Source organism: Nocardioides asiaticus (genome assembly GCF_040049175.1).
Classification (GTDB): domain Bacteria; phylum Actinomycetota; class Actinomycetes; order Propionibacteriales; family Nocardioidaceae; genus Nocardioides; species Nocardioides cheoyonin.
The window spans coordinates 321551-338915 of record NZ_JBDZDM010000001.1 but is presented as its reverse complement, the minus strand read 5'-3'; the positions used below and the strand labels follow the sequence as shown (position 1 = coordinate 338915).

The following is a 17365-nucleotide window of genomic DNA, read 5'->3' as shown; positions in this document are numbered from 1 at the left end:
AGTCTCGGCGAATGACCGCAGACCTGAGCCGCCGATCGTTCCTCACCCTCTCCGCCGGCGGTGCCGTCGGTGCCGGCTCGCTGAGCGTTGCCCAGCTGCTTCCGTCGCTCGCCGAGCGCGCCGTCGCCGGCGCGCCGGCGATCGTGAAGCCGCTGCCGCCGGAGTGGTTCATCGACTACGGCAGCAACGCGGAGATGCGCTGGGACTCGGTCGACCCGCGGGTCTACGACACGCCGGCCGCGCGGCTGTTCGTGCGCGACCACACCTCCACGCCGACGGTCGACGCCTCGACGTACGCGCTGCGCATCCACGGCGACGGCCTGAAGGATCCGGACGGCGTCACGCTCTCGCTCGCGCAGATCAAGGCGTTCCGGCACCACGAGGTCACCTCCGTCCACGAGTGCACCGGCAACGGCCGCAGCTTCTTCGGCACCCAGCAGGGCCAGGCGGCCACCGGGACCCAGTGGACGCTCGGCGCCGTCGGGACGGTTCGCTGGACCGGCGTACGCCTGCGCGACGTGCTCGGCGCGGTCGGCGTGCGCCGCGACGCGGTCTCGATCATGGCGACCGGCCTCGACCCGAACTACGTCGACAAGGGAACCGACTACGGCCCGGTCCGGCGGCCCTTCCCCATCGAGAAGGCGTACGACGACGCGCTGCTCGCCTGGGCGATGAACGGCGACCCGCTGTTGCCCGACCACGGCTTCCCGCTGCGGCTCGTCCTGCCGGGCTGGGTCGGGATCGGCTCGATCAAGTGGCTCGGCTCGCTGGAGGTGTCGACGACCGAGCAGACCTCGCCGTGGAGCACGACGTGGTACACCCTCGACGGCGAGCCGCTGACGGTGAACCCGGTCCGCTCGGCGTGGGAGCTCGCCTGGGACGGCGAGATCCCGGCGGCGCGCCGGGTCGTGCTGACCGGCCGGTCCTGGTCCGGGGCGGCTCCCATCGCGCGTGTCGAGGTCAGCACCGACACCGGCGCGACCTGGCACCGCGCGACGCTGCACGCGCCCGGCCGCGCGACCGCGGGGGAGGGTCACGGCTGGACACAGTGGTCCTACACCTGGCACGACCCGCAGCCGGGCGCGCACACGCTGCTCGCCCGCGCCACCGACGCCCTGGGGAGGACGCAGCCGGACGAGACGCCGTACAACGCCAACGGCTACTTCTTCGACGCCGTCGTGAGGCACCCGGTCACCGTGGTCTGAGGTGGTCCAGACACCCGCTGTCATGCGGCTCACGCCGTTCGGGTACAACAATCCGCCATGGATTCCGATACCGCCCTGATCCCGACGACCGGTAAGCCCGCGCGCGGCCGCGGCTGGGTGCCCGCCCTGGTGGCGTCCCTGCTGACCGCTGCCGGGCTCTGGGCCCTCCAGCTGCTCTCCGACGTCGCTCCGCTCGCGGGGCTGCGGGACGACTACCGGAACGACACCGGTGATGTCTGGACGAGCCTCCTCGGCGGCAAGCTGACCTTCTTCGGGTCCGACACGGGCGCCCTGTTCGGGGGCGGCGACGACATCGTCCGGGTGGTGGCGATGACGGCCGCGGTCTACGTGGTGGCCTACGTCGTCACCTGGCTCGGCACCGTCGGCGTACGTCCGCGGGCGGTGCTGCCGCTCTTCTGGGTCGCCTGGCTCGGTGCGGTGCTCGGGGGCGCGGCCGGGATCGTGGCGGGCTACGTGGCGGAGTACGTCAGCTCGGGCGGTGAGGACTCGTTCCTCTCCCGGCTCGGTGCGCTGATCGACTACGGCGGCGCGTACGGACTCACGTACGGCTGGATCCCGGCCCTGGTCGCCGCGCTCTTCTGGGCGGCGGCGCCCGGCAAGCAGCCGAAGGGGGCGCGGGACGAGCACGAGGTCGACGGCGCGACGGCCGGCGACGACGCGCCGACGCAGCGCTCGCTGCTCGACGACCTCAGCGGCACGGAGTGACGCCGGCGGCCCCCAGGCCTCAGAGGTTCTGGACGACGCGCGGCTCCGCCTCCGGCCGCAGCCACCGCAGCACCCAGCGCATGTCGGCGGGCCGGCCGAGCGAGGTGCACCCGTCGGTCGGCTCCCAGCGGTGACCGGGCCGCGCCGTGTGGTAGAAGATCCCGCTCCCGGCCGTCGGGTCGGGCGCGGGGCCGGCGCCGGGCCGCAGACGGACGTGGTTGTAGTCGACGATGAAGCCGTACCTCATCGCCGGGCGGTCGCCGTCGGTGCGGCCGGGCTCCTCGATCCAGGTGTTGTAGAACGGCCCGTGCTCGTCCGAGACCGTCGAGGTCGGCAGCCGGCGCCGCCACGGCATCGCGCCCGGGTTCTGCTCGCCGGTCGAGAAGGTCACGACGATCCGGAACACGCCGTAGGGCGAGCGCTGGTCGTTCTCATGGGTCTTGCCCCAGCCGCGCGGGCCGATCGTGGAGCGGAACTGCCGCAGCATCGTCCACGTCCCGCTGCGCCTCTCCCACGCCTGGGTCACGGTGCAGTAGACGCGCGCGCAGTAGCGGTGGTCGGAGACGGTCCGCACCACCTGGGTGGTCCGGGACGGCAGCCGCGACGCCCAGCGCGGCCCGGGGTGGGCCGCCGGCGCTGTGGGCGACGTGGCGGCCGTCGCGGTGACCTCCGCGCCGGGCGCCGGCGCGCTGCGGGTCGAGGTGCCGCCGCAGCCGGCCGCGCACACCGCGAGGCCCCCGACCACGGCGGTCAGGAGCAGCCCCGAGGGACGGCGTACGCCGGACACGCCACCGATCGTGGCACACCCGCGTCCGCGCCCCCTACAGGTGCAGCCAGGCGAGCACGGCGCGCACCCGGCGGTGGTCGTCCTCGCCGACCGGCAGGTCGAGCTTGGCGAAGATCGAGTTGATGTGCTTCTGCACCGCCTTCTCCGTGACGGTCAGCCGCTGGGCGATCGCCGCGTTGGAGCGCCCTTCGGCCATCAGCCCCAGCACTTCCCGCTCGCGCGGAGTGAGCCGGTCCAGCGGCTCCTCGCGCTTCGCCGCGAGCACCGCCGAGACCACCTCGGGGTCCAGGACCGTGCCGCCCGCCGCCACGCGGCGTACGCCGTCGACGAACTCGGCCACGTCGGAGACCCGGTCCTTCAGCAGGTAGCCGACCGCGCCAGCGCCGGACGCGAGCAGCTCGCGGGCGTAGAGGCGCTCGACGTACTGCGACAGGACCATCACCGGGAACCCCGGTCGCTCCTCGCGGATCGCGATGGCGGCCCGCAGGCCCTCGTCGGTCTGCGTCGGCGGCAGGCGTACGTCGAGCACGGCGGCCTCCGCCTCCGGGTCCCGCAGGGCGCCATGCAGCTCCGGGGCGTTGTCGACCGCGTGCAGGATCGTGAAGCCGCGGTCGGCGAGCAGCTCGATCAGCCCGGCGCGGAGGAGCGCGTGGTCTTCGGCGAGGACAAGTCGCACGGGACCTCCAGGGTGACGAGGGTCGGTCCGCCGGGCGGGCTGGAGACCGACAGTGTGCCGTCGAACGCCGCCAGCCGGCGCATGACGCCCAGCATGCCCGTCCCGTCCTCGGGGGAGGCGCCGCCGCGCCCGTCGTCACCGACGACCGCCCGGAGGATGCCGTCGCGATGGGCCAGGTGCACCCACGCGCGGCTCGCACCGGCGTGCTTGCCGACGTTGGCGAGGCACTCGGCGACGCCGAAGTAGACGGCCGACTCCACCGGTGCCGGGGGTCGCCCGGGCAGGTTGGTCTCGACCTCGACCGGCCCGCCGGGCAGCGACATGTCGAGCGCGAGCGCCTCGACGGCGCCGCCGAGCCCCCGGTCGGCGAGCACCGGCGGGTGGATGCCGCGTACGACGGAGCGGAGGTCGCCGATCGCCGCCGCCGTCGTCTCGCGGGCGTCGCCGACGAGGCGCCGGGCCTTCTCGGGGTCCTCGTCGAAGGCCTCCTCGGCGCGACCGAGGCTCATCGAGAGCGCGACCAGCCGGGCCTGGGCGCCATCGTGCAGGTCGCGCTCGAGCCGGCGCAGCTCGGCGGCGGAGTGGTCGACCAGCTCGGCCCTGCTCTCGGTGAGGGCCTGCACCCGCTGCTCGAGCCGCTCGGTGCGGCTGTAGGCCAGGAAGAAGAGGTCGACCCGGGACCGCAGCTGCAGCAGGGGACGCACGGCGTACCACCACAGGACGGTCGTCACGACGCCGAGCAGCAGGATGGTCGTCAGCAGCGCGAGGGTGAACCCGACCGTCACCGCGGCGAGCGCCCAGGCCAGGTCGCGCCACGTCATCGGGTCGCCGAGCACCCCTTGCATGCGGGCGAGCAGCCCGCCGTCGAGTGGCCGGTAGGGCCGCTGCACGGGCTGGCCGAGCGTGTCGGCGGCCATCCGGCGGTGCGCGGTCGCGACCGCGCGCAGCGCGACGCCCACGCCGACGACGAGCGGCACGCCGACCCAGACGACGACGAGCACGCCCGCCACCCACCACAGCGCGAACAGCAGGAGCACCGGCACGGCGAGCAGGAGCTGGGCGAAGGCGTACGCCGCCAGCCGGACCCGACCAGCGGGTCGGCGCGCCTCGCCGGCGGCGTTCGTGCTCATACCGCCATCCTGCCGCGCCGAGCGGCGGCGCGCAGTGGTGCTGGCACCACCACGGGACGGGTGCGAGGGCCCCTGACGGCGGCGGTCCCGGACGGGACCGTGGAGGAGCCCGGTGGACACGAGAGCCGTAGGAGGCACAGACATGGGCAACCCACTGACTGCAGTACCGATGCGCGCGGCGCGCTGGAGCGCCCGCCATCCCTGGCGCGCGATCCTGGCCTGGGTCGTGTTCGTGCTCGTCGCGGTCGGCTGCGCGACCGCGATCCCGACGAAGGAGACCTCCGACGCCGACTACCGCGTCGGGGAGTCCGGCCGGGCCGACGCCCTGGTCGCGAAGGCCGGCCTCGAGGGCGGCGACTCCGAGAACGTCCTGCTCACCGCCCGCGGCGGCAGCCTCGACCTCGCCGACGCCCGTGTCGCGTCGACCCAGTTGCGCGACCGCGCCGGCGACCTGCCCGAGGTCGCGCGGGTCGGAGCGCCGGTGGTGAGCCCCGACCGCAGCGCGGTGCTGGTGCCGGTCGAGCTGACCCGCGACGCCGACGAGCTGGGCGAGATAGCCGGCCTGCGGGCGGCCGTGGCCGGCGTACAGCACGAGCATCCGGACCTCCGCGTCCGCGAGGCGGGCGACGTCACCGTCGACGCCGCGATCAACGACCGGGTCGGCAGCGACCTCGGGTCGGCCGAGACCAGCAGCCTGCCGGTGACGCTCGTGCTGATGCTGGTCGCCTTCGGCGCGCTCATCGCGGCCGGCATCCCGGTGCTGCTCGCGGCCACGAGCGTGGCCGCCACGATCGGACTGCTGGCGCCGCTCTCGCACCTGATCCCGGCCGACATGACGACCTCGAGCATGATCGTTCTCATCGGCATGGCCGTCGGCGTCGACTACTCGCTCTTCTACCTCAAGCGCGAGCGCGAGGAGCGGCTCGCCGGGCGTACGACGCGGGACGCGGTCGACATCGCCGCCGAGACGTCCGGCCACTCGATCCTGGTCTCCGGCGGCGCGGTGATCGCGGCGCTCGCCGGGCTGTTCGTCATCGACGACGCCACGTTCAACTCGCTCGCCGCGGGCTCGATCGTCGTCGTGGCGGTCGCGGTGCTCGGCTCGATCACCGTGCTCCCGGCGCTGCTGGTGAAGCTGGGCCGCTGGGTCGACCGGCCGCGGGTGCCGCTGCTGTGGCGGCTCAACCGGCGCATCGGCCGTGGCGGCATCAGCAGCCGCCTGCTGCGCCCCGTCGTACGCCGGCCGCTCGTGGCGGTGCTCCTCGCCGGCGTCGGGATCGCGGCCCTGGCCGTGCCGGCGCTGGGGATGCGCACCCACTCGGCGACCCTCGACACGCTGCCCCGCGACATCCCGGAGGTGGCCACCTACCGGGCGATGGCGGCGTCCTTCCCGAGCGACAGCGAGTCATCGGCCCGGGTCGTCCTGCGCACCGACGGCACCCCGGGTGCCGCGCAGGAGGCCTACGACCGGCTCGTCCGCGAGGCGGTCGCGACCGGCGACTTCGTCGCCCCCTCGCAGCCGGCGCAGACCTCCCGCGACGGGCGTACGGCGGTGCTCACCCTCGGGCTGCCGTGGGACGAGGCGGACGACCGGACACCGGGCGCGATCCGGCAGCTGCGCGGCGAGCTGCTCCCGCAGGCCCTCGCCGGCGACCGGCACGTCGTCGACCACGCCGTCGGCGGCGACCCCGCGGAGAGCCTCGACTTCGCCGACAAGCAGAGCGGACGGCTGCTGCTGGTGATCGGGTTCGTCCTCGCGCTGACGATGCTGATCATGGTCGCGACGTTCCGGAGCATCGTCCTCGGGTTGCTCTCGACGCTGCTCAACCTCGGCTCCGTGGGCGCCGCCTTCGGGGTGATGACGCTCGTCTTCCAGCACGGCTGGCTGGAGGCAGCACTGGGCTTCCACTCGCCGGGCTTCGTCATCGACTGGCTGCCACTGTTCGTCCTGGTGGTGCTCGTCGGGCTGTCGATGGACTACCACGTCTTCGTGATCAGCCGGGTCCGCGAGCACGTCGACCGCGGCCTGCCGACCCGGCTCGCCGTCGAGAAGGGGATCGCCGGCAGCGCCGGCGTGGTCACCAGCGCGGCGGCGGTGATGGTATCGGTGTTCGCGATCTTCGCGAGCCTCTCGATGCTCGAGATGAAGACCATGGGGGTGGCGCTCGCGGTGGCGATCCTGCTCGACGCGACCGTCGTACGCCTCGTCCTGCTCCCCGCCGCCCTCGTGCTGCTGGGGGAGCGGGTCTGGTGGCCGCGTCGTCGGCCCGGCGTACGCGGCGAGGTCGTGGAGGAGCCCGAGCCGGCGTACGCGGCGGCGGACTGACCGGTGGTCGTCCGCGATTGGGTCGGGCAACCGGCGGCGGGATAGAGTTGTCCGGTTGCCACCCCGGTCCGTCCGGGTGGGCGACACGCCGTCACAACGGCCGCGGATCCAGAGTGCCCCGGTGAACGGGCCCGGGCGCGCCGCGCAACGAGTGGCTCGCAGAGCCGGAAGGAGACCCGTATGTCGATCGGTACCGACGCGGAGACCAAGAAGAAGATCATCGCCGAGTACGCCACGACCGAGGGCGACACCGGCTCGCCGGAGGTGCAGATCGCGCTGCTGAGCCACCGCATCTCGCACCTGACCGAGCACCTCAAGGAGCACAAGCACGACCACCACAGCCGTCGTGGGCTCCTGCTGCTCGTCGGCCAGCGCCGCCGCCTGCTCAACTACCTTCAGAAGAAGGACATCGAGCGCTACCGCTCCATTATCGAGAAGCTCGGTCTGCGTCGTTGATCAGCGCCGGCCGGCGGAGCATCCGCTGCGTTGTCGGGCCTTGACGGCCCGCTCCGCTTGAAGGCCGCCTTCGGCCCTCCGCCTTGCGGCCGCACGCGCCGGCCAACGCTGATCTCACGCTTCGACGGACGAGCGGTCACCCTGCGGGGTGGCCGCTCGTTCTGCGTTTCGGGTGGGTGACCGATAGGCTGCTCCTGCGTGCGATGCGGCACTCGCCGTCGTACGCGGACAATCACATCACCAGGAGCGACCCGCCCCGTCCGGCTCGGTCCTCGGTAGTGGCTTCCAGGATCCCTTCGGGCCCGTGACCGGGCCGGGACCCTGAGGGCCTCGATCGAAGACCGGCCATGTGAAGGCGGGTGCGCTCCGAGACAAGACAAGGAACAAGTCTTGACCGAACCCGTCATCTCCGCCGTCGAGACAGTCATCGACAACGGCAAGTACGGCAAGCGGACCGTCAAGTTCGAGACCGGGCTCCTCGCCCGCCAGGCCGCCGGATCGGTGACCGCCTACCTCGACGACGAGACCATGCTGCTGTCCGCCACGACGGCCTCGAAGCAGCCGAAGGAGCACTTCGACTTCTTCCCGCTCACCATCGATGTCGAGGAGCGGATGTACGCCGCCGGCCGCATCCCCGGCTCCTTCTTCCGTCGCGAGGGCCGCCCCTCCGAGGACGCCATCCTCACCTGCCGCCTCATCGACCGCCCGCTGCGCCCGACCTTCAAGAAGGGCCTGCGCAACGAGGTCCAGGTCGTCATCACCGTCCTGGCGCTCGACCCCGACACGCCGTACGACGTGCTCGCGATCAACGCCGCCTCGATGTCGACGCAGCTCTCCGGCCTGCCGTTCTCCGGCCCGGTCGGCGGCGTGCGCGTCGCCCTCATCGACGGCCAGTGGGTGGGCTTCCCGACTCACAGCCAGCTCGAGGACGCCGTCTTCGACATGGTCATCGCCGGCCGCGTCACCGAGACCGGCGACGTCGCCATCATGATGGTCGAGGCCGAGTCCACCGAGTCCACCTGGGAGCTGGTCACCAGCCAGGGCAAGCAGGCCCCGACCGAGGACGTCGTCGCCGGCGGCATGGAGGCCGCGAAGGTCTTCATCAAGCAGCTGTGCGAGGCCCAGGTCGAGCTCGCCAAGCAGGCCGCCAAGCCGGTCCAGGAGTTCCCGATCTTCCTGGACTACCAGGACGACGTCTACGCCGCCGTCGAGGCCGCCGTCGCGACCGAGACCGCCGAGGCACTGACCATCGGCGGCAAGCAGGAGCGCGAGGAGCGCATCGACGAGATCAAGGCCGCGCTGCTCGACAAGATCGGTGCCGACTTCGAGGGCCGCGAGGGCGAGATCGGTGCCGCCTTCCGCGCGCTCAACAAGAAGCTGGTCCGCGAGCGGGTGCTGCGCGACAAGGTCCGCATCGACGGTCGTGGTCTCGCCGACATCCGCCCGCTCCACGCCGAGGTCGGCGTGATCCCGCGGGTCCACGGCTCGGCGCTGTTCGAGCGCGGCGAGACCCAGATCCTCGGCGTCACCACGCTCAACATGCTCAAGATGGAGCAGCAGCTCGACACGCTGTCGCCCGAGACGCACCGGCGCTACATGCACAACTACAACTTCCCGCCGTACTCCACCGGTGAGACCGGCCGGGTCGGCTCGCCGAAGCGCCGCGAGATCGGCCACGGTGCCCTCGCCGGCCGCGCCCTCGTGCCGGTGCTGCCCACGCGCGAGGAGTTCCCCTACGCCATCCGCCAGGTCTCCGAGGCGATGGGCTCCAACGGCTCCACGTCGATGGGCTCGGTCTGCGCCTCGACCATGTCGCTGCTCTCAGCCGGCGTGCCGCTCAAGGCGCCGGTCGCCGGCATCGCGATGGGCCTGATCTCCGGCGAGATCGACGGCAAGACGTCCTACGTCGCGCTGACCGACATCCTCGGCGCCGAGGACGCCTACGGCGACATGGACTTCAAGGTCGCCGGCACCAAGGACTTCGTCACCGCGCTGCAGCTCGACACCAAGCTCGACGGCATCCCGGCGGAGGTCCTCGCCCAGGCCCTCAACCAGGCCAAGGACGCCCGCCTGACCATCCTCGACGTCATGGCCGAGGCGATCGGCGGCGTCGAGGAGATGTCGCCGTACGCCCCGCGGATCATCTCCGTGAAGGTCCCGGTCGACAAGATCGGCGAGGTCATCGGCCCGAAGGGCAAGGTGATCAACCAGATCCAGGACGACACCGGCGCCACGATCTCGATCGAGGACGACGGCACCGTCTACATCGGCGCCACCGACGGCACCTCGGCCGAGGCCGCGCGGTCGGCGATCAACGCGATCGCCAACCCGCAGATGCCGGAGGTCGGGGAGCGCTACCTCGGCACCGTCGTCAAGACGACCAACTTCGGTGCGTTCGTCTCCCTGCTCCCGGGCAAGGACGGCCTGCTCCACATCACCAAGCTGCGCGCCCTCAACGGCGGCAAGCGGGTGGAGTCGGTCGAGGACGTCGTCGAGGTCGGCCAGAAGATCCAGGTCGAGATCGTCGAGATCGACGACCGCGGCAAGCTCTCGCTGGCTCCCGTCCTCGAGGAGACCGAGGGCGAGCCGGCCGAGGCCGCCGAGGCCGAGACCGCCGACGCCGCGTCGGAGGAGTGACGTAGCCGAGATGGCTTCACGCAACACCCGGACGACCGGCCGGCAGATCCCTGCCGGCCGGTCGTCCGGTTCTTCACAGGCCCCCGGGACGACCGTCACGCTGGAGCGGGCGGTCGACCCGTCGGGCGTGGTGACCTCGCTCGTACGCCGTACGGTCCACCCCAGCGGGCTGCGCATCGTGACCGAGCAGATGGCCGGCGTACGCTCCGCGGCGGTCGGGGTCTGGGTCGGCGTCGGCTCGCGGGACGAGTCGGCCGAGCTCCACGGCGCGTCGCACTTCCTCGAGCACCTGCTCTTCAAGGGCACGGCCGACCGGAGCGCGCTCGACATCTCGGTCGCGCTCGACCGCGTGGGCGGGGAGTTCAACGCCTTCACGGCGAAGGAGTACACCTGCTTCCACGCCCGCGTCCTCGACGACGACCTGCCGCTGGCGATCGACGTGCTCAGCGACATGGTGACCTCCTCGCTGATCACCCCCGAGGACGTCGAGGCGGAGCGCGACGTCATCCTCGACGAGATCGCGATGCACGACGACGACCCCGACGACGTCGTCCACAACCTCTTCGCCGCCCAGGCGTGGGGCGAGGACACGCCGCTCGGTCGCGGCATCGCCGGCACGGAGGAGTCGATCTCCGCCCTGGACCGCGACGCGATCCACGCCTTCTACCGCGAGCGCTACCGCCCCGAGCAGATCGTCGTCTCGGCCGCCGGCAACCTCGACCACGAGACGGTGGTCGCGGAGGTCGTCGACGCCTTCGGCCGGGCGGGCTTCCTCGAGCGCCGGGCCACCCCGGTCGCGCCGCGCGGCGGCAGCCCGCTGCCCGTCATCCCGGGGCAGGTCGAGGCGCAGCGGCCGTTCGAGCAGGTCAACCTGGTGCTCGGCATGGAGGGGCTGCGCCGCGACGACGACCGTCGGTTCGCGCTCGGCGTGCTCAACACCGCCGTCGGCGGCGGCACCTCGAGCCGGCTGTTCCAGGAGGTCCGCGAGCGCCGCGGGCTGGCGTACTCCGTCTTCTCCTTCACCAGCAGCCACGCCGAGACCGGCCTCGTCGGCGTCTCGGTCGGCTGCCTGCCGGCCAAGCTCGACGACGTGCTGGAGACGGTGCGCGCCGAGCTCGCCCGGGTCGCCGAGGAGGGCATCACCCTCGACGAGCTCGAGCTCGGGAAGGGGCAGCTCCGCGGCGGCCTCGTCCTCGGTCTCGAGGACTCCGCCTCCCGGATGTCCCGCATCGGCAAGGCCGAGCTCGTCCACGACGAGCTGCTCACGATCGACGACGTGCTGGCCCGGATCGACGCCGTCACCCTCGAGGACTGCGCCAAGATCGCCGCCGAGGTCTTCGGCCGGCCCGAGCTGCTCGCGATCGTCGGGCCCGCCTGACCGCCGACTCGGCGGGATCAGCGCTTGCCGATGATGCCGACGGCGGCGGGCTGCTTGCTGTCGACGATGGAGACCCGGAAGCCTGCCTCGACGAGGGTCTTGGAGGTCTTCTCGATCATCTCCGGCACTGCCTCGCGGCGGGTGGCCTCGTAGAAGATGTTGACGGTGCCGCCGGGGAGCACGCGCTCGTGGAGCAGGGCGACCTCGGCGGAGGCGTCGCGCACCCAGAACAGGTTGACGTTGAACGCGAACACCTTGTTGAGCCGCTTCACCGGCACCCGCAGGGTGGCCAGGTCGATCTGGCGGACCGTGAGACGGCCGGCCTCGATGAACCTCGCGCAGCGGCGCTTCGTCCGGTCGACCCCCGACTCCGAGCGGTCGATGGCGAACAGCTTCCCGGTCTCGAGGCGGCTGCAGATCAGCTCGGCACCGGCGCCGGGGCCGCATCCGACCTCCAGGATGTGGTCGTTCGGCTGGACGTCCATGAAGTCCACGGCCCAACGGATCCGTGCCGGAATCGTCTGCACCACCATGGTCCCAAGCCTGCCAGACTCCGCCACCGATGCGCCTCCACCCCTGCACAGGGACAGCACGGAGCCGGGCACGGCGGCGCGTCAGCCGGTACGACGGCCGCGGAGGCCGCTGGGATGGAGCGACTGCGACACGAAGACCGGCGTCGCACCGCCCCCTGGTTCGCCGTAGCAGGACGGGCTGCGGCCGAGGCCGGCCGCCTCGACCACAGCGCCGCCGACGTCGACGAGCAGCCCGTCGACGTGGACGGGCGCCGTGCACCAGCCGTCGCTCCAGCCGACCTGGAAGGTGGCCGTCCGGGCGCCACGCAGCACGACGGGCCTCCGGTAGCCGGAGACTCCGGTCGCGTCGTCCCTGACCACCTGCACCGGGACCGGCACGCCCTCGACCGTGTGCGGGGTGAGGGTCGGGCGCCCCCGCACCGAGCAGACCGGGCCGGCGACGCGGCGTACGACGTAGTTCACGTAGACCGTGCCCATCGCCGCGCCCGCCTCCGCCCGCGTCACGCGGAGCTGGTCGGCGCGGCACGAGGGCGCCCGCTCGGCGTCGGCGGTCGGCGACCTGCCCGCCTCCGGCGTACGCGCGTCGCCGCAGGCCGCGAGCGGCACGAGCGGAAGCAGGAGGAGTACGACGAGACGTCTCGCGGTGGCTGCCACACCCCTGCGACGCGCGCGGCGGCTAGTAGGTTGAGGCGCGTGACGAAGGTCGGAGTGCTGGGAGCGAAGGGCAAGCTCGGAAGCGTCATCTGCGAGGGGATCGGGGCCTCCGACGACCTCGAGCTCGTGGCCCGGATCGGCTCACAGGACACCCTCGACACGCTCGTCGAGGCGGGCGCCGAGGCGGTCGTCGACGTGACAACGCCGGCCGCGGTGATGGACAACCTGCGGTTCTGCGTCGAGCACGGCATCCACGCGGTCGTGGGTACGACGGGCTTCGACGACGAGCGGCTCGCCACCCTCCGCGGCTGGCTCGCCGACGCGCCGGGCGTCGGCGTCCTGATCGCCCCCAACTTCTCGATCGGCGCGATCCTGATGATGCAGCTGGCGGCGAAGGCGGCGCCGTACTTCGAGTCCGTCGAGATCGTCGAGCTCCACCACCCGACGAAGGCCGACGCCCCGTCCGGCACCGCCCAGCGGACCGCCCACCTGATCGCCGAGGCGCGTCGCGCCGCCGGGGCGGGCGCCGTCCCGGACGCCACCGAGACCGCCCTCGACGGCGCCCGCGGAGCCGAGGTGGACGGCATCCGCGTCCACGCACTGCGCATCCGTGGCCTGGTGGCCCACCAGGAGGTGGTCCTCGGCGGCGTGGGGGAGACCCTCACGATCCGGCACGACTCGCTCGACCGGGCCTCGTTCACCCAGGGCGCGCTCGCCGGCCTGCGGGCGGTCTCCGACCACCCCGGCCTCACCGTCGGCCTGGAGCACGTCCTCGGTCTCTAGGGGCCACCGGCTGGCGACCCCTGCTCGCCTAGTGGCGGCGCACCCTGAGCCGGTGCGCGTGAGGGCGGTGCCGCTCGTGCACCAGGGCGTACGCCGTGAGGACCCCGACGACACCGCCGACGCCCGCACCCACCGGACCCGCGACCTGCAGGGCGGTGAAGTGGGCGACCCACAGCCCCGCCAGCACACCCACGACCAGGCTGGTCACGACGACCAGGGCCTGGTGCAGCACGGGAAGACGACCGAACATCGAACGCCACCTCTGTGTCGATCTCGCCCATGGTCGCGTCGGCGGTCTTGCCGACGCCTAGGGCGGCCGTCGTACGACGGCGAGATCCATGGTGACCCACGCCACACGGATTTCAAGAGGCGCGCCGCGACAGCCCCCGATTCGGCGTACGCCGGCGAGCCGGATCGCTCGCCGGCGCCACACCGGCACGAGTTAACAGAACAGGAACAGGCCGTATACGAAGACGTCTGTTTGCTCCTACATTGTATACAACTGCCCGTTCACCCCTCACCAACTCGGGACCCTGACCATGCCTCGTACCCCCATCCCCGGGCGGCGCCTGCTGCTGCCCGCAGCCGCGGTCCTCCTCGCCCTCGCCGCCACCGGCTGCAGCGAGACGCAGACGACCTCCCACAAGTCCTCCGACGAGGTGGCCGGCAAGTCGGTCACCACGCTGCCGATCGGCGACAAGAAGGTGAAGGAGGGCGGCACGCTCACCATGGGCCTGTCCGCCGACCCCGACGGCCTCGACCCCACGACGTCCTCGTCGCTCTACACGAGGTACGTCATGGAGACGATGTGCCAGAAGCTGTACGACATCGACGCCGACGGCCAGATCGTGCCGATGCTCGCCACCGCACTGCCGAAGCTGAGCGACGGCGGCAAGACCGCCACCTTCCCGGTGAAGGAGGGCGTGAAGTTCGCCGACGGCACGCCGTTCGACGCCGCCGCGGTCGTCACGACGCTCAAGCGCGACATGACCAAGCCCGACTCGGCCCGCGCCAGCGAGCTCGGCACGCTGACGTCGATCAAGGCGACCGGCAAGTACGAGGTCACCCTCGGCTTCAAGGAGCCGTTCTCGCCGCTGACCGCCTCGCTCGCCGACCGCGCCGGCATGATCATGTCGCCCACGGCGCTGGCGAAGGAGGGCGACCACTTCGCCGACCACCCGGTCTGCGTCGGGCCGTTCAAGTTCGTCGACCGGGTCCCGGCGACCTCGATCACCGTCGAGAAGGACCCGAACTACTACGACGCCGACAGCATCCACCTCGACAAGATCGTCTACAAGATCATGACCGACCCCTCGATCCGGGCGGCCAACCTCAAGTCCGGCGACGTCCAGATCGCCGACTCGATCGACCCCTCCGACGTCGAGGACCTGCGCAGCCAGAAGGACCTGACCGTCATGCAGGTGCCGTCGTACGGCTACCAGGGCATCCAGGTCAACATCGCCAACCAGAAGGGCGTCGGCGAGCCCCCGGTGCAGATCGACACGCCGCTGGCGAAGAACCCCGTCGTACGCCAGGCGCTGTCGATGTCCATCAACCGTGAGCAGCTCGTGCAGAGCGTGTTCCAGGGCTACTACGACCCGGCGTGCTCGCCGATCGCGCCCGGAACCGACTTCGCGACCGAGGCCAGCAACGCCTGCCCGGCGTACGACCCGGCGAAGGCGAAGAAGATGCTGCAGGACGCCGGCGTGAAGGTGCCGCTCACGATCCACATGCAGACCTCCAACACCTCGGGCAGCCTCGAGCTCGCCCAGGCGCTCCAGGCGCAGGTGAAGGAGGGCGGCTTCGACCTGAAGATCGACCCGGTGGAGTACACCACGCTGCTCGACAACGATTCGGCCGGGAAGTACGAGACCATCCAGCTCGGCTGGTCGGGCCGCGTCGACCCGAACGGCAACACCTACAACTTCCTGACCACCGGGGCCGGCAACAACTACTCGTCCTACAGCAACAAGAACGTGGACACCTGGCTCGCGCAGGCGGCGGCGACGACCGACACGGCCAAGCGGGCCGAGCTCTACGGCAAGGCGGTCACGCAGGTCCAGAAGGACAACCCGATCATCTACCTCTACCGCCAGCGCAACATCACCGGCGTGTCCGACTCGATCGCCGGGGTGTCGGTCTTCTCCGACGGCGTCGTCCGCATCAGCGGCGCGGCGTACGTCGCGGACTGAGCGCGCGGGACCGGAAGCAGACCGATGGGGCGCTACCTCCTCACCCGCCTGTGGCACTCGGTGGTCACGGTCGTCATCTCCTCGATCGTGGTCTTCGTCGGCGTACGCCTCCTCCCCGGCGACCCGGCGGTGTCGCTGGCGGGGGAGGAGGCCACGCCGGAGCGGCTCGCCGCCGTCCGCGCCGAGCTCGGGCTCGACCGGCCGGTCTGGGTGCAGTACGGCAAGTTCGTGTGGCAGTACCTCCACGGCGACTTCGGCCGCTCCCTGCGGACGGACACGCCGATCGGCCACCTGATCGCGACCACCCTCCCGGTGACGCTCTGGCTGGCGGCGTACGCGCTCCTCGTCGCGGTGGTCGTCGGGCTCGCGCTCGGCGTCCTCGCGGAGAGGTTCCGCGGCCGCTGGCCGGAGTGGGGAGCCAACATGGTCGCGATGGTCGGACTGTCGGTGCCGAGCTTCTGGCTCGGGCTGCTCGCGATTCTCTTCCTCTCCGTCCAGCACCACGTCTTCCCGGCGTCGGGCTACGTCCCGATGACCGAGAACCCGGTCGACGCGCTCTACCACCTCACCCTGCCGGCGGTGATCCTGGCGCTCGCCCTGGCCGCGGTGGTGATGCGGCAGACCCGTGCGTCGATGATCGAGACGATGCAGTCCGACTTCATCCGCACGGCGCGGGCGAAGGGCCTCGGCCGGGCGCGGGTGCTGCTGAGGTACGGCGTCCGCAACTCGCTCATCGTGGTCGTGACCATCGTCGGGCTGCAGCTCGGCGGGCTCATCTCCGGCGCGGTGGTGACCGAGAGCATCTTCGGGCTGCCCGGCTTCGGGAAGCTGACGCTCAACAGCGTCTTCACCCGCGACTACCCGGTGATCGAGGCGGTCGTCCTGCTCATCACCGTCGGCTACGTCGTCATCAACCTCGCCGTCGACGTGCTCTACTCCGTCCTCAACCCCCGGATCCGCGTGGCAGGTGCTGCATGACAGTTCTCGGAACCCCGGTCGCCGCGACGACGTCGGCGCCCGACGCCGTACGCCCGCGGCGGTGGTGGCGCGGCCTGCTCCGCCACCGCAGCGGCATGGTCGGCGCGGTGCTGCTCGCGGTGGTCATCCTCGCCGCCCTGCTCGCGCCGCTCCTCGCGCCGTACTCGCCGACAGCCGTGCACTTCGACGTGCCGTTCCAGAAGCCCGGCACCGTCGGCTATCCGCTCGGCACCGACAACCTCGGCCGCGACATCCTGTCCCGCACGCTGTACGGCGCCCGCACATCGCTCGAGGTGGGGATCCTGGCCGTCGTGGTGTCGACCGTCGTGGGCGTCCCGCTGGGGCTCGTCGCCGGCTACTGGCGCCGGGCCGACGCGGTGGTCTCCCGGCTCACCGACGTGGCGCTGGCCTTCCCGTTCCTCATCCTCGCGGTCGGCCTCGCCGCGATCCGCGGCGCCAGCCTCTCCAACGCGGTGCTGGCGCTCGGCATCGCCCACATCCCGCAGATGATCCGGGTGGTGCGCGGCGAGACGCTGCGGATCAAGTCGACCGACTTCGTCGTCGCGGCCGTCGCGATGAACGCCAGCAGCCTGCGGATCGTCGGCCGCCACGTCCTGCCGAACTGCCTGTCGGCGATCATCGTGCAGGCGACGATCATCATGCCGGGCGCGGTGCTGGGGGAGGCGATCCTCTCCTTCCTCGGCCTCGGCATCCAGCCACCCATGCCGAGCCTGGGGGTGATGCTCTCCGACGCGCAGCAGTACCTCTCGCAGGACTCCTGGCTGGCGGTCTTCCCCGGCGCCGCGATCGCCCTCATCTGCCTCGGCTTCAACCTCTTCGGCGACGGGCTGCGGGACAGCCTCGACCCGGTCTCCGACGCCCGGAAGTGACTAGGAAGTGACCT

16 protein-coding genes are annotated in these 17365 nt (G+C 71.9%); 10 read left to right on the top strand and 6 right to left on the bottom strand.

What is annotated here, in order from left to right; genetic code table 11:
• The first annotated feature begins 11 nt into the window (after positions 1 to 11).
• Positions 12 to 1205, top strand: a complete 1194-nt coding sequence (locus ABLE53_RS01620) for a sulfite oxidase (protein ID WP_348856799.1) — start codon at positions 12 to 14, stop codon at positions 1203 to 1205.
• A gap of 57 nt (positions 1206 to 1262) precedes the next feature.
• Complete coding sequence (locus ABLE53_RS01615) at positions 1263 to 1931, top strand: hypothetical protein (RefSeq protein WP_348856798.1); 669 nt, start codon at positions 1263 to 1265, stop codon at positions 1929 to 1931.
• A 19-nt stretch (positions 1932 to 1950) separates the two neighbouring features.
• On the opposite strand, the gene ABLE53_RS01610 is transcribed toward ABLE53_RS01615, so the two are convergent.
• Genes ABLE53_RS01610 through ABLE53_RS01600 form a run of 3 tightly spaced genes read right to left on the bottom strand, consistent with a single transcriptional unit; the run spans position 1951 to position 4524 of the window.
• Positions 1951 to 2718 (bottom strand): L,D-transpeptidase family protein, encoded by a 768-nt coding sequence (locus tag ABLE53_RS01610; RefSeq protein ID WP_348856797.1) that lies wholly within the window; start codon positions 2716 to 2718, stop codon positions 1951 to 1953.
• A gap of 34 nt (positions 2719 to 2752) precedes the next feature.
• Entirely contained in the window at positions 2753 to 3394 is a 642-nt protein-coding gene (locus ABLE53_RS01605; RefSeq protein ID WP_348856796.1) for a LuxR C-terminal-related transcriptional regulator, read from the bottom strand.
• The gene (locus ABLE53_RS01600) at positions 3346 to 4524 is read right to left on the bottom strand and encodes a sensor histidine kinase (RefSeq protein ID WP_348856795.1); all 1179 of its coding nucleotides are present in this window, start codon (positions 4522 to 4524) and stop codon (positions 3346 to 3348) included. The genes ABLE53_RS01605 and ABLE53_RS01600 overlap by 49 nt, the downstream gene beginning before the upstream one ends.
• Positions 4525 to 4666: 142 nt before the next feature.
• On the opposite strand from ABLE53_RS01600, the gene ABLE53_RS01595 reads away from it, so the two are divergent.
• From ABLE53_RS01595 to ABLE53_RS01580, 4 genes are all read left to right on the top strand, one after another.
• Positions 4667 to 6850, top strand: a complete 2184-nt coding sequence (locus ABLE53_RS01595) for an MMPL family transporter (RefSeq protein ID WP_348856794.1) — start codon at positions 4667 to 4669, stop codon at positions 6848 to 6850.
• A 180-nt stretch (positions 6851 to 7030) separates the two neighbouring features.
• Positions 7031 to 7306, top strand: a complete 276-nt coding sequence (gene rpsO, locus ABLE53_RS01590; protein WP_348856793.1) for a 30S ribosomal protein S15 — start codon at positions 7031 to 7033, stop codon at positions 7304 to 7306.
• Between the two features lie 390 nt (positions 7307 to 7696).
• A complete protein-coding gene (locus tag ABLE53_RS01585; RefSeq protein ID WP_348856792.1) occupies positions 7697 to 9943 on the top strand; it encodes a polyribonucleotide nucleotidyltransferase in 2247 nt (748 codons plus the stop codon).
• 10 nt (positions 9944 to 9953) lie between these two features.
• A complete protein-coding gene (locus tag ABLE53_RS01580; RefSeq protein ID WP_348856791.1) occupies positions 9954 to 11321 on the top strand; it encodes a M16 family metallopeptidase in 1368 nt (455 codons plus the stop codon).
• A gap of 17 nt (positions 11322 to 11338) precedes the next feature.
• On the opposite strand, the gene ABLE53_RS01575 is transcribed toward ABLE53_RS01580, so the two are convergent.
• Together ABLE53_RS01575 and ABLE53_RS01570 are read right to left on the bottom strand one after the other, a co-directional pair.
• Positions 11339 to 11854 carry a class I SAM-dependent methyltransferase gene (locus tag ABLE53_RS01575; RefSeq protein ID WP_348856790.1) on the bottom strand — a complete coding sequence of 172 codons (516 nt, stop codon included), beginning with the start codon at positions 11852 to 11854 and terminating at the stop codon, positions 11339 to 11341.
• A gap of 81 nt (positions 11855 to 11935) precedes the next feature.
• A complete protein-coding gene (locus ABLE53_RS01570) occupies positions 11936 to 12508 on the bottom strand; it encodes a DUF4232 domain-containing protein (protein ID WP_348856789.1) in 573 nt (190 codons plus the stop codon).
• Positions 12509 to 12547: 39 nt separating this feature from the next.
• On the opposite strand from ABLE53_RS01570, the gene dapB reads away from it, so the two are divergent.
• Positions 12548 to 13291: a 4-hydroxy-tetrahydrodipicolinate reductase gene (gene dapB, locus ABLE53_RS01565; RefSeq protein ID WP_348856788.1), complete on the top strand. Its 744-nt coding sequence runs from the start codon at positions 12548 to 12550 to the stop codon at positions 13289 to 13291.
• Positions 13292 to 13319: 28 nt separating this feature from the next.
• On the opposite strand, the gene ABLE53_RS01560 is transcribed toward dapB, so the two are convergent.
• Positions 13320 to 13541 carry a hypothetical protein gene (locus tag ABLE53_RS01560; RefSeq protein ID WP_348856787.1) on the bottom strand — a complete coding sequence of 74 codons (222 nt, stop codon included), beginning with the start codon at positions 13539 to 13541 and terminating at the stop codon, positions 13320 to 13322.
• A 289-nt stretch (positions 13542 to 13830) separates the two neighbouring features.
• On the opposite strand from ABLE53_RS01560, the gene ABLE53_RS01555 reads away from it, so the two are divergent.
• From ABLE53_RS01555 to ABLE53_RS01545, 3 genes are read left to right on the top strand one after another with little or no spacing between them, the layout of a single operon-like run.
• Positions 13831 to 15483: an ABC transporter substrate-binding protein gene (locus tag ABLE53_RS01555; protein WP_348856786.1), complete on the top strand. Its 1653-nt coding sequence runs from the start codon at positions 13831 to 13833 to the stop codon at positions 15481 to 15483.
• Between the two features lie 24 nt (positions 15484 to 15507).
• On the top strand, positions 15508 to 16461 hold the full coding sequence (locus ABLE53_RS01550; protein ID WP_348856785.1) for an ABC transporter permease: 954 nt from the start codon (positions 15508 to 15510) through the stop codon (positions 16459 to 16461).
• Positions 16458 to 17351: an ABC transporter permease gene (locus tag ABLE53_RS01545; RefSeq protein ID WP_348856783.1), complete on the top strand. Its 894-nt coding sequence runs from the start codon at positions 16458 to 16460 to the stop codon at positions 17349 to 17351. Before ABLE53_RS01550 ends, ABLE53_RS01545 begins: the two co-directional genes overlap by 4 nt.
• Positions 17352 to 17365 lie beyond the last annotated feature (14 nt).